The sequence below is a fragment of the Moorena sp. genome (assembly GCF_982860115.1).
Genome location: NZ_CEYLVT010000001.1, coordinates 95808 through 108281, shown reverse-complemented (window position 1 = coordinate 108281; position 12474 = coordinate 95808). Strand labels below are relative to the sequence as shown.

The window sequence follows — 12474 nt, the reverse complement described above, 5'->3', positions numbered from 1 at the left end:
CCCCTTAGTAGGATAATTGGGAGGTCAAAGTTGTCAAAAGATGTGTCAGAAGAAAAACAAGTTAGCTACAAACTATTTTTGCCTGAATCCTTACGGGCAAAATTCAAATCTATGTGCGCTCTCAAGGGAGTCACCATGAATCATATATTATTGGAGTTAATCGAAGAATGGATAGAGGAAAATAAACCTGCTTCATCCCCTAAGCAGAAAAAGAGTTAATCGGCTGATATAGGTTGAATAGTGCTGAATGCGGAATGGTAAGTACTAAGTGCTGAGTTATTTGTAACCAGCTCATAGTCTATTATCAGAGGGCTGCTCTTCCTGAGGGTCATACCCTAAGCATATGCGCTACGCGCACGCGTGCGCGTTCAGCTATCAGCCTATGGGCGTAGCGCATATGGTTACAGGAATAATTAATGCGATTGGCCGTAGGCCACGCTACGCGATGCTCGGTACGAGCCGCTACGCGAACGCTAATAAAAGACAATAATGAAAGACGATTCTAAATTATTTGAAGAACTGAAGAATCAAGCCATTGATTCAGACCATGAGCAAGGGTTGACAGCCCTTGGTGAAGAATTGCTCAAAGAGTTTGATAGCGGTTCATCACAAGCGGTCACTGATATGGCTCGTTATCGCTTGGAAAAACATCGAAGTGCTTACAAAAAAGCTTACACAAAACTGATGGCTACCATTGGTCTATAGCATTTACCTTTGAGTTGTGAAAATACTAGCGCTTGGGAAAGGCAAGAGGAACCCACCCCTAACCCCTCCCAGGAGGGGAAGGCAAGAGGCAATAGTTAATCAATCATTGTATAGGAATTTTTGGGAATATAAAAAACTGTAATATAAGATATTTTAACAATTCCTTTGTCAAGGCTATATGAAGAGTGTCTATGGAAAACTATCGACTGGTATCAGTCAAAATCAAGGGGTTTCGAGGCTTTCCTGAACAAGCCGGAGAACGGGAATTTCGCTTTGATCAAGCCTGCACATTAATTGTAGGAGCTCAGGGGGGAGGCAAAAGTAGTACCCTGAATGCCATTGAGTGGTGCCTATTTGGCAAAGATGTCGCTAATAAAAGTGCTACTAAAATTGAAGAGCGCAAGAATTGGTTAGTGAAAAATCAATCCTCAAAGGAGACTACTGTCGAAGTTATCTTTGAAGGGAATGAGGAAATCCTAAAGGTATATCGGAGTGACCGCAAACGTGGTGATAATCCCAAATTTTACTATCAGATTAATAATGGCGAGTATCAGGTAAAGGAAGCTGATTTGCGGGTGCTACTGGGTGTAGAATTGTCTGACTACATGAGTTGTGTGTACCTACATCAAGAAACTATCAGTGCGCTACTGATTCAGGAACCAAAAGAGCGCAAAAATGCTCTGGATCGCCTCATGGGTTTGACGGATTGGCGCAATCTATTGGATGGAATTAAGCGAGCTAAAGCCCAGGAAGAATTTAAGAAAATTGATCAAGAGTTTAGTCAGATTATCAGCAAAATTGAGACGGCAAAAGCGATTAAGGAAAATGACTTAGGTCTAGCAGAAGAAGAAGCCATTTTTCATGATATTCCCCTGAGCAAACTATCCCTCAATGGAGCAAAAGCGATTTGCCAAGGGGTTGAAAATGCAGTTGAGAATTTTGCCAAAGACTATGGATTGCTGGTGCCGTCTTTACCAAAATACCAAACTACTGATGATTTGGAACGATTTGTAGATGGTGGTAAGGAGGCGATTAAGGAATTACGTAATGCGCAGCCCGACTGGGAACGGCAGAAAGAATTGCTGAATCAGCAAAGTGAATTAAATCGTTTGAAAGCTAATGTTGAGACCAAGGTGAGGGAACTGAATCAAAAAGAAAACGAGATTCAGCAACTGGAAGATCAATACGGCACGCTACCAGAAATTTTGGCAAAAAAAAATCAAATTGAACAAGAAGAGTTACCGGCAAAGCAAGGGAGTATAAACACTATCAACAATCGTGCCGGTATCATTATCGAAACCCTGAAATTTCTGAAGTCAGTACAGCCAGATCAAGCCCAGAATTGTCCCGTTTGCTCTACACCAATTAATCCAGTTAAGTTGCGTCAGGAATTAGAATCCTGGCAGCAAGACATGAAGTTACAGCTAAAACCGATTCAGAAGGAGATTCGGGAATTAGAAACAGCAGTAGAGGAGTTCCAGAGACTGATTAAAACCTGGGAGCGGTTGCAACGGGAACGGTTAGATAAGGATAAGAGATTACAACAAGCAAAAAATGCGATCGCAGTAGCTTTAGAAACAGAAATTAATGACTCTGCTCACGCTCTGGCTCTGCTCAATCAAGCCATTACTGAAGTAGATCAGGAATTAGCCAGGATTCGCACTGCAGTTGAGCAAAGTAATCAGCGTATCGATAGCATTGATCAAGACTTGGAAAATATTAAACGGATTATTACTGTCCTGCGTTATCGCCAAGAGGTAGATAATTTGTTTTCCATTCAAGATTCCCCTGAATATAAAGAAGTTGAAGCAGCAAAAGCTGACTTGGAAGCTTTTTGTGACCGATTGTTGACTATTGGTGAAGCTGTACAGGACGTGCTAGGAAACTCAGCTAAAGAGAAAATCGATGCTACCAGAGCAGCAATTTCTAGTATATATCGTCAGCTTGCCCATCGCAGTGACTTTCCAGATATTGAGATTGACCCAGACAAATATGAAGTGATGGCGGTGGGATATGGAGAGTCAGAAGTTGCCTTACGACTGTTGAATAAGGGTGATATTAATTGTGCTGCTTTGAGTATATTTCTAGCCCTAGCAACTTCAGAGCAATTGACTCATAATATCGGTTTCATGGTGCTAGATGACCCGTCGCAAAATCTAGACCCAGTCCATAAAGAACGCTTGGCTGAGGTTTTGGATCAGGTATTGGATAAAAAGCAATTGATTATTGCCACTTCAGAAGATGATTTCGTCGAGCAGCTGAGTTTCAAGCTAACTAAGCCCAACCAACTCTACCGATTGGGACAGTGGACACCAACTCGTGGACCAACTATCGAGGGTAATGGGTAATAGAATGTAGAATTAAGAATGTAGAATTTAGAATTGACCATTCTGCCTTCTTAATTCTTAATTCTTAATTCTTAATTCTTAATTCTTAATTCTTCATATGGATGCATCAACATTCAATCATTTAACGAAGATTCAACAACACTTGAATAGTCGCTCTAGAAAAGATAATGGGTTTGGCAAAACTTCCCAGATTTTCCTAGCGATTACCTTCTGTCGCTTGGGTTTTCAGGTAGAAAATTATTCCTCTCAAGGTGTAGATATCGATAGTTGGAATCACCCCTACTTTCCTAATCTTTCCATTGAAGTGAAGACCACCATTAAACATACGGTGACACTAGGACAGAAGGATGTGGATGGCCTGAAGAAAAAAGCGAGAGAAGGATATGAACCTATTTTTGCAGTTTTGAGATTAGAGTTATTGTCAAATTGGATTATCGCCAAAGCCAAGGGAATTAAGGCAGGTAATCATCCTGTAGGGAGACTACAAACCTCAGTAAGGGCAATGCCGAAACTGCAAGATCAGGTGAATCAGATATTCTCTAGGGTTGTAAATGACTATGGCGCTAGAGTATTAGATATTCCAGCTCAGGACGTTCTCACTGATTTGGATAAGTATTTGGATAGGGAGAAACTAAAAGTAGTACCAAAAGAAAGTGGTATGGCACTGCGGGCAGGGAATAGGTTTTAGGGTTAGGGTATTTTTTTTCCTAAGGATTCAGCTTATAGCTGAATCCTTAGGGGTGTAGCACACAATAGCCTTCAACCTTTCTACCCTTCAATTGGACTCACTGAGCAACAACTGAGCAGGCAATCGCTGAAAGGAAAGCCGTTCATTGTTCACATCCACAAAGATAGTGTCCCCATCATTAAATTCACTCCTGAGAATTCCCTTAGCAATAGGAGTTTCCAACTCCCGCTGAATAGCTCGCTTCAGGGGTCGTGCTCCGAACACTGGATCGTACCCTAATTCTGCCAAAAAGTCAAGAGCTGCATCGGAGAGTTTTAGGGACATCTTGCGCTCTGCTAACCGTTGCTCTAAGCGCAGGGTTTGCAGCTGGACAATATTGCGCAACTGATGTTTTTGCAAGGTATGGAAAATAATCACTTCATCAATCCGATTGAGGAATTCAGGGCGGAAACTAGAGCGCATTGCTTCCATGACCCGACTCCGCATTTCCTCATACTTGGAGTCATCCCCAGCTACATCCAGAATATACTGGGAGCCAATATTGCTGGTCATGATAATAACGCTATTCTTGAAATCTACGGTATGCCCTTGAGCATCAGTAACTCGACCATCATCAAGGATTTGCAGCATGACATTAAAGACATCCGGGTGTGCTTTTTCGATTTCGTCAAATAGAATTACCGCATAGGGACGTCTACGGATAGCTTCGGTTAACTGACCTCCTTCTTCGTAACCCACATAGCCTGGAGGAGCACCAATCAGTCGGGAAACGGTATGCTTTTCCATATACTCAGACATATCGATGCGCACCATAGCCTCCTCGGTGTCAAACAGATAGGCTGCTAAGGCTTTTGCCAATTCTGTCTTACCGACACCGGTAGGACCGAGGAAAATAAAGCTAGCGGTGGGACGATTTGGGTCAGCTAATCCAGCACGCGATCGCTGAATAGCATCGGCAACAGCAGTAACGGCTTCCTCTTGGCCAATCACCCGCTTGTGTAGTTCTTCTTCCAGGTGCAGTAGCTTCTCTTTCTGAGACTCAACCAGCTTACTAATTGGAATTCCAGTCCACTTAGAGATAATTTCCGCAATATCAGCTTCTGTAACTTCTTCCCGCAGCAGGGATTTACTACTGGTTTGGTTCTCGGCTAGCTGTTGCTCAACGGTTTCCAGGGATTTTTGCAATTCGGCTAACTTGCCGTATTTTAACTTAGCGGCTCGGTTGAGGTCATAATCCCGTTCTGCTTGTTGAATTTCTACGTTAACTCGATCAATCTCTTCCTTAATCCCCTGAATCCGGTCAATCACATCTTTTTCTGATTGCCACTGGGCATTCAACGTACGCTGTTCTTCTTTTAGATCAGCCAGTTCTTTTTCCAGTCTTTCGAGCCTTTCGATGGAGGCGAGATCAGTTTCTTTTTGTAAAGACAACCGTTCCATTTCCAGCTGGATAATTTTGCGGTCAATTTCATCGAGTTCTTCTGGCTTGGAAGTAATTTCCATTTTTAGCCGTGCTGCCGCTTCATCCATTAAGTCAATGGCTTTGTCTGGTAAAAAGCGATCGCTAATATACCGAGTAGACAAAGTAGCTGCTGCCACTAAAGCACTATCGGCAATTTTAACCCCATGGTGAACTTCATACCGTTCTTTAAGACCTCGTAGAATCGAGATAGTATCAGCTACACTAGGCTGGTCAACATAGACCTGCTGGAAGCGTCTTTCGAGTGCTGCATCTTTTTCAATGTACTTGCGGTACTCATCGAGAGTAGTAGCACCGATACAGCGCAATTCACCCCGTGATAACATTGGCTTGAGCAAATTTCCCGCATCCATTGCTCCTTGAGAAGCACCAGCACCGACAACGGTATGGATTTCATCAATGAACAGGATAATTTTGCCTTGGGAATCGGTAACTTCTTTTAGTACTGCTTTCAGGCGTTCTTCAAACTCTCCCCGAAACTTAGCCCCAGCAATCAATGCGCCCATATCCAGAGCAATCAATTGTCGGTCTTTGAGGGATTGAGGCACATCACCAGCTATAATCCGTTGTGCCAAGCCTTCAGCAATAGCAGTTTTCCCAACACCAGGCTCCCCCATCAGCACTGGGTTATTTTTAGTACGGCGCGAGAGAATTTGAATTGTGCGCCGAATTTCATCATCTCGCCCAATAACTGGGTCAAGCTTTCCCTCCCGCGCCGCCTCTGTCAGATCACGTCCATATTTTTCCAGTGCTTGGTATTTGCCCTCTGGATTTTGGTCGGTCACTTTCTGATTCCCTCGAATGTCAGCAATGGTAAGTTTAAGCCTATTTTCATCTAGTTTAAACTTCTGGAATAATGACTTACCAAAGCGGTCATCTTTCAGATAAGCGAGGATCAGATGCTCAATGGAGATATAATCGTCTTGGTATTCTTTACGATAGGATTCTGCTCGGTCTAGCAAGCTATTCATGCTGCGTCCTAGGTAAACGGAGTCGCTATTACCAGAAACCTGAGGTTGTTTTTTGATAAAAGATTCCGTTGCTTCCCTTACCCCTGGCACAGACACTTCCGCTTTGTTAAGAATACTGGTAGCGAGTCGATCTTGATCCAGCATCGCCTTCATCAAGTGTTCCGTTTCGATTTGTTGTTGGCGTGCGGTTTTAGCAACATCTTGGGTGTGTGCGATCGCTTCCCAGGCTTTTTCGGTAAACTGGTTAGGGTTACTTGGTTGCATCTCTAATCACTCATTCCTCTAACTATTCACAATTCTAAAAAACCCAGTGGGATCCCATAGATCGGTCTTCACGTCTTCTGTTTGGGATATTGCCGTCCTCAAAGCCAGCTAAGCTGGTTTTCATTTAAATTCTATTGTTTTGACAGCAGGGGAGCAGGACAGGAGGGGAGAGGGTTTGACGGTTTTTTTTCAAAGCGATGCAGAGGTGCGACCCGTAGCGAATTTAATTCGCCTACGGAAAACGCACCATTACGGTCTTGGGGGAAACCCCACTCGCTATTGCATCAAGAGACTGAATAATAACCAATTTAAATGCGCAACAGCTTAATAACCCAAGTTGCTAGTTACAACATGCTGTTTCCAATGTGTAATAACAGATAAAAATCGATAATTGCTGCTATTAATCCTAGATAGTTAATGGTTTTAATTTCGGCGTTGCTTAATAATGGAATGATTAAGCAACGCCACTTATTGAATTTATCTAGCTGTATCAAGTAGGTGCTTGAAATCCTCACGCCAGCTATCGAAGTCAGTAAAAAAGTTGAAGCCACATACAACCTCAAGGGATCTCTCGGAAACAAGATCTAGTATCCGTGATGCACGTTTACGGGTTTTGTCTTTTGGTCCAAAGGGGTTTAATTGCATATTAGACCCTGGAGGGAAGGTGTAGTCACAAATAAACAAGACCTTGTCATAGATATATATCATGAAGCCCGGTGTATGCCCACCAATATAGAAAGCTTCAATGCCATGCTCGGTGAAGTCACCATAAATTTTGTTGTCAATCGGAAATTGCTCGGCAAGTGGATGCTCAGCATCGTTAACGTGGAGATAAACTTTAGCATCCCATAAATCACGATACTGGTTGGATGCACCCATAAAATCCTTATGGGTAAAGTAAATAGCTTCTACTGGCTCCAAGTCTCGATTGAATGCTGATGGACAATCAATCCAGACCGCACCACTATCGGTTTCAATGCGATAAGCAGCATGCTCCATACCAAGACGAGGCACAGAAATCAATTGTGTAACGTAGTTATTTATCTGGTGTGGGGTCACTCGATAGGTTTGCTCTGCCTCATCCCAAGTAACGAATTTGTCATGGCGTGCTCTACACAACGGACAGACATCAGGCATTTCACCAATCATGTTATAGCCACAAACGGTACAAACCCATTGCTGATGGTTCACAGTTGAAGCCAACATTTCACCTTCATTAGCCATATTCAGAACCTCAATGTACTGATGTTGACATTAATTTTTTTTTATTTTACTAGTATTTACACTATTATTTATGCGCTTAGTTAATGATGATTTTTTTGACAACAGATTATTATCAAATCTGTATATTATTATAGTTTATGCTTAAATAAAACTGGGTTTAATAGTGATAAATTACCAGTTTTTTTAGAGTTTTTGATGAACCTGAATAGCATAAGTGTTGTCCACACTTATGCTTGAAAGTATTGTTCAAACTTCCAACCTCGACTTTTTCAGCAACCTTGGGAGCGATGCAGCGCGGTCATGGGGGAAACTCCCATGACCGCGCTGCATCAAGAGATTGTCTGAATTCTGTTCAATCCAACAAAGCCTCAGCATGATGGCTGATATGGTCTTTTATAAAGGTGGCGATAAAATAGTAACCATGGTTATAGCCGACCTGGAGACGGAAAGTCAGGGGCTGATCTGCTTTTTCACAAGCCTTCTCAAACACCTCAGGGAGCAACTGCTGCTTCTCGTAAAAGGGGTCAGCGGTGCCTTGGTCAATCAAAATTGTATGGTTATAGTTGGCTGTCAGCACCAGTTCGCTGGCATCGTAAGCTCGCCATTGCTCTTGGTCTGTCCCGAGGTAATTGGTGAATGCCTTCTGACCCCAGGGGCTGCGCATGGGAGCAGCAATGGGAGCAAAGGCAGAAACGGATAGGTACTGCTTGGGATTCCTTAAAGCACAAATCAACGCACCATGACCGCCCATAGAATGACCAAATATACCTTGTTTCTCCACTTGCGCGGGGAAATTTTGGGCAATTACCTCCGGTAACTCGTGGACAACGTAGCTATACATTTGATAGTGAGCTGACCAAGGTTCAAGGGTGGCATCTACGTAAAAACCGGCACCAGAGCCCAAGTCCCACTCATCGTCCTCACCTGCAATTCCTGTATTCCGAGGGCTGGTATCTGGAGCGACCAGCATCAATCCATGCTTGGCAGCAAATCGCTGAGCACCTGATTTTACCATAAAGTTCTCTTCTGTACAAGTCAGACCTGACAGGTAATATAGAACTGGAACGGATTGGACTTTCGCCTGAGGGGGTTGGTATACGGAAAACCCCATCTCGCTCCTACAAGTCTGAGAGTGATGAGTGTAAAAACCTACTGTACCGCCGAAGCAACGGTTTTCTGAGACGAGGCGAAGGTCTGTGGACATGGGGCTGGTTCAAATGGACGTACCATGAAGGCGAATGTAGCTGTCCAGCATTTTAACGTTTCTTCAGGTGTGTTTGCCGAAGCTGCACTTAACTTTACTAAACTACCTTCTAAATAAACAATTTTCAACTAACTTGCCTGATGGAATTAATTCTTTACAGTAAACCCGGTTGTCATCTTTGTGAGGGATTGCTTGAAAAGCTAGAGATGATTGAAGGGTTAACCTTTCAACTAGAGGTTCGAGACATTACCAGTCGAGACGATTGGTTCCAATCCTATCAGTATGAGGTGCCAGTACTATGTATCAACTACTTTGGTCAGGAAAAGCTCCTGCCTCGCCCCTCTCCTCGTGCTAGCGTTGCACAATTGCAGCGAATGTTACGGAAATATTTCCCTGTTAGTGAGCCAAAATAGGCGATACATCAGATTGACCGTTGACGGTTTGACGGTTGACGGTTGACTGGTGGCTGTGATGATTCGGTAGATATTATAGTGTCGTTTGGTGCAATAGACTATGAAGCTAAGGGAATTATTAGGGAAAATTGCCAATATTGTCGAAATGCCTAGCCCCGAGGGTCTTGATGTAACGGTTACAGGCATCTGTACCAATTCCCACGCCTGTCAATCGGGGGATTTATTTATCGGAATGCCAGGCACTAGGGTAGATGGTGGAGAGTTCTGGGAAAGTGCGATCGCATCTGGGGCAGTAGCAGCGATAATTTCTCCCCAAGCGGCTGCCAAACATCCCCCCCAGGAACTTTCACCGGAAACAGGAGTTTGTGTAATTGCTGCCGATGACATGACCACCGTGTCTGCTCAAACCGCAGCAGCCTTCTACGACTACCCAGCACAGCAGCTCAGGCTGATTGGAGTCACGGGTACCAATGGCAAAACTACCACTACCCATCTGATTGAATTTCTGCTCGCTCATAGCTCTAGTCCTATCCCCACAGCACTTTTGGGTACCCTCTATGCCCGTTGGCCAGGTTTTGAGCAAACAGCAAGCTACACTACACCATTTGCAGTAGAATTGCAACAACAGCTCCACTTAGCGGTCAAAGCAGGAGCCCAAATGGCAGTGATGGAAGTTAGTTCTCACGCCTTAGCCCAAGGTCGAATCCAGGGCTGTCCGTTTGAGGTGGCGGTGTTTACCAATCTCACCCAAGACCATTTGGACTACCACCAGAACATGGATGATTACTTCAGCGCTAAAGCTAAGCTCTTTAGTTCCGACTATCTCAAAGGCAGGGCAATTATTAATGCTGATGACTCCTATGGAGAGCGGTTAATCCAACAGTTACCAACTGAGCAAGTCTGGAGCTATAGTATCCAAAACCCATCGGCTGACTTCTTTTCGAGAGACTTAAGCTATGAGCCAACAGGGGTTAGAGGAATTATGCATACTCCCGTAGGAGAGGTTAGCTTCAATTCACCCCTAGTGGGTCAATACAATCTGTCTAACTTGCTCGCAGCAGTAGGAACAGTGTTAGAGCTGGGTTTGGATTTAGAATCAGTAGCAGTAGCCTTGGCTCAATTTCCAGGAGTGCCAGGGCGGATGGAACGGGTGCAAATTCAACCGGAACAGGATATTAGTGTGATTGTCGATTATGCCCACACCCCAGATAGTTTAGAAAACTTACTCAGGGCATCACGACCCTTTATTGAGGGCAAGATGATTTGTGTATTTGGCTGTGGTGGTGATCGCGATCGCACCAAGCGTCCTAAGATGGGGAAAATAGCGGCTGAGTTAGCTGATGTTGCTGTAGTAACTTCGGATAACCCTCGCACCGAAAACCCAGAAAGCATCTTAGAGGATGTTTTAGAGGGGATTCCTCAATCAGTGGAACCAATGGTAATTTGCGATCGCGCTACCGCCATTCGGACTGCCATCTTGCAAGCAAAACCGGGGGATGGAGTTTTAATTGCTGGTAAGGGTCACGAAGATTATCAAATTCTGGGTACTGAAAAAATCCACTTCGATGACCGAGAGCAAGCCCGAGATGCTTTGATGAGTAGGCTACAGGTTCTAGGTTAGCAAGTTGAAAGCTATTTCAGCGGGCAGGTTGTAGATTATCACATTGAAGCTAAACCTTTAATCTTGAACCAAACCACCTTTAACTAAACCACCTCTAAGCCTAAATGAACCTGCCACCTAATCCAGAATTGTCTCTCTACCAGCTGGTTTTACAGACTCCTGCCTCTCCCGAGTCTATAACAATCACTCCTGTCACCCTGAAATCCCTAGTCAGAGCAACCTTTGACCTGCTAATTTCTCAAAACATCTCAGCCACAATTTGGGTCAAGCCACAGGGTGAGGGCTGGCACAGAGAAATACAACGGTATCAACAACATGTTGATTTACCCAAAACGATTTATCTGTGCCACGGTTTAGAAGATGGGTGGGAAGAGGTCGTTAACCTCAACAGAGATTCTCAACTGTTTTCCCTACCATTGGAGACTGAAACTCAACTAAAACATGAGTATTTCTTACTCATTCTCTGTGAGAACTATAGTAGTTTAATTGTGGCTTGCCAACCTGAGCTATCGGAATCAGAAAATTTAGCTGATAGTGAACTCAGTCAACCATTGTTAGCTGTTTTTACCCTTGAGCAATCAGTAATTCGGCAGTTTTTAGAGGGGTTAAGTACAGTTATTGGAAGCACGACAGAAGAGCAACGCAGCCATTGGGAAACCCTTTTAGCTACCCCTCAAACACCTAATAATACACTATTAACCCAGTTGTTGGTTAAACAAGTACAACGTACAGAAGAAATTGTTCAGGATACCCTGGCAACACAGCCAATCGGGGAGACTAACTCATCACCCCCATCATCCCCAGCAGTTCCTGAGTCGGTTGTGGTAGGGAAAAATTCCTTATCAAGGGTGGAGCCTTATATGAGTGATGAGATACTCCAGCGAGTGGCTCAGGAATTACGGACACCCATAACGAACATGAAAACTGCCCTGAAGCTGCTCGATGCCTCACAAATGAAGCTCGCCCAACGCCAACGCTATATTGGGCTTCTTTATAAAGAATGCGATCGCTTAAATTCCTTAGTTGCTGGATTACTAGAACTAGTTCAGCTAGAGGGTGACCCCCAAAGCGATCAAACCTTGCCGTTGCAGCTAGCAGAGATTGTTCCTGGTATTGTCAGCACCTATCAACCCCTTGCCCAAGAAAAAGACATCCAGCTCGGCTACACAATTCCCGCCAATCTCCCCTCAGTCTTGTTTTCAGAGGTGGGATTGAGGCATATCGTGATTAATCTGTTGCACAATAGTTTAAAGTTTACGACCGCTGGCGGTAAGGTTAGAGTACAGGCAACTCGTAAGGGAAAGTATGTTCAGCTGATATTTAGTGATACAGGTATTGGCATTGCTGAAAGTGACATACCTAAGATTTTTGACAGTTTTTATCGGGGTAGGTCAACACCTAGGGAAGACCTTGGTGCAGGCATAGGTTTAACCATTGTGCAACAATTATTACAACGGGGTGGTGGTTCGATTTCAGTAGTTAGTCGATTCGGGCAAGGCTCCCAATTTAAAGTCTTGCTACCAATTGCCTCTGAAACCTAAAAAATCGTCGAGGTA

General features: G+C 44.0%; 10 protein-coding genes. 7 read left to right on the top strand and 3 right to left on the bottom strand.

Annotated elements, in window-relative coordinates:
• Nucleotides 1–30 precede the first annotated feature (30 nt).
• From AC4II3_RS00455 to AC4II3_RS00440, 4 genes are all read left to right on the top strand, one after another.
• On the top strand, nucleotides 31–219 hold the full coding sequence (locus tag AC4II3_RS00455) for a hypothetical protein (protein ID WP_075896118.1): 189 nt from the start codon (nucleotides 31–33) through the stop codon (nucleotides 217–219).
• Between the two features lie 270 nt (nucleotides 220–489).
• Nucleotides 490–705 carry a hypothetical protein gene (locus tag AC4II3_RS00450; RefSeq protein ID WP_488008942.1) on the top strand — a complete coding sequence of 72 codons (216 nt, stop codon included), beginning with the start codon at nucleotides 490–492 and terminating at the stop codon, nucleotides 703–705.
• Nucleotides 706–896: 191 nt separating this feature from the next.
• Nucleotides 897–3053 (top strand): AAA family ATPase, encoded by a 2157-nt coding sequence (locus tag AC4II3_RS00445; protein ID WP_488008940.1) that lies wholly within the window; start codon nucleotides 897–899, stop codon nucleotides 3051–3053.
• Nucleotides 3054–3150: 97 nt separating this feature from the next.
• Entirely contained in the window at nucleotides 3151–3741 is a 591-nt protein-coding gene (locus AC4II3_RS00440; protein WP_488008938.1) for a hypothetical protein, read from the top strand.
• Nucleotides 3742–3828: 87 nt separating this feature from the next.
• Here the strand turns inward: AC4II3_RS00440 and clpB are convergent, their stop codons facing one another.
• From clpB to fghA, 3 genes are all read right to left on the bottom strand, one after another.
• Nucleotides 3829–6456, bottom strand: a complete 2628-nt coding sequence (gene clpB / locus AC4II3_RS00435; RefSeq protein WP_488008936.1) for an ATP-dependent chaperone ClpB — start codon at nucleotides 6454–6456, stop codon at nucleotides 3829–3831.
• A gap of 477 nt (nucleotides 6457–6933) precedes the next feature.
• The gene (locus AC4II3_RS00430; protein ID WP_488008934.1) at nucleotides 6934–7680 is read right to left on the bottom strand and encodes a rubredoxin-like domain-containing protein; all 747 of its coding nucleotides are present in this window, start codon (nucleotides 7678–7680) and stop codon (nucleotides 6934–6936) included.
• Between the two features lie 352 nt (nucleotides 7681–8032).
• Nucleotides 8033–8884, bottom strand: coding sequence for an S-formylglutathione hydrolase (gene fghA, locus AC4II3_RS00425; protein WP_488008932.1), 852 nt, complete (start codon nucleotides 8882–8884; stop codon nucleotides 8033–8035).
• 140 nt (nucleotides 8885–9024) lie between these two features.
• On the opposite strand from fghA, the gene AC4II3_RS00420 reads away from it, so the two are divergent.
• The 3 genes from AC4II3_RS00420 to AC4II3_RS00410 all read left to right on the top strand — a co-directional run bounded on the left by AC4II3_RS00420 (nucleotide 9025) and on the right by AC4II3_RS00410 (nucleotide 12459).
• Nucleotides 9025–9297, top strand: a complete 273-nt coding sequence (locus AC4II3_RS00420; protein ID WP_488008930.1) for a glutaredoxin family protein — start codon at nucleotides 9025–9027, stop codon at nucleotides 9295–9297.
• Nucleotides 9298–9397: 100 nt separating this feature from the next.
• Complete coding sequence (locus AC4II3_RS00415) at nucleotides 9398–10918, top strand: UDP-N-acetylmuramoyl-L-alanyl-D-glutamate--2,6-diaminopimelate ligase (protein WP_488008928.1); 1521 nt, start codon at nucleotides 9398–9400, stop codon at nucleotides 10916–10918.
• 104 nt (nucleotides 10919–11022) lie between these two features.
• Complete coding sequence (locus AC4II3_RS00410; protein ID WP_488008926.1) at nucleotides 11023–12459, top strand: DICT sensory domain-containing protein; 1437 nt, start codon at nucleotides 11023–11025, stop codon at nucleotides 12457–12459.
• The last annotated feature ends 15 nt before the right edge of the window (nucleotides 12460–12474 follow it).